This window comes from Mesorhizobium sp. M2E.F.Ca.ET.209.01.1.1 (assembly GCF_004010375.2).
In the GTDB taxonomy this organism is placed as follows: Bacteria; Pseudomonadota; Alphaproteobacteria; order Rhizobiales; family Rhizobiaceae; genus Mesorhizobium.
Map to the genome: position 1 here is coordinate 1 of NZ_SADP02000536.1, position 352 is coordinate 352.

At 64.2% G+C, this 352-nt stretch carries 1 pseudogene; it reads left to right on the forward strand.

Annotated features, from left to right (window positions below):
• Positions 1-352: pseudogene (locus EN852_RS36805) on the forward strand (serine--glyoxylate aminotransferase); the annotation flags it as partial.

The window sequence follows — 352 nt, forward strand, 5'->3', positions numbered from 1 at the left end:
GCAGGTCCGGCAGGCCATGAACCTGCCGATGGAGGATATGCGCGCCGGCTCCTTCCCCAACCTGACGCTGCCGCTGTTCGAGGACATCAAAAAGGTCTTCAAGAACGAGACGGGCCGCGTCTTCATCTACCCGTCGTCCGGCACCGGCGCCTGGGAAGCGGCGATGACGAACGTGCTCAGCCCCGGCGACAAGGTGCTGATGTCGCGCTTCGGCCAGTTCTCGCATCTCTGGGTCGACATGGCCGAACGCCTAGGCTTCGAGGTCGATGTCATCGACTGCGAATGGGGCACCGGCGTCCCGCTGGAGCTCTATGCCGAAAAGCTCCGCGCCGACAAGGCGCACCGCATCAAG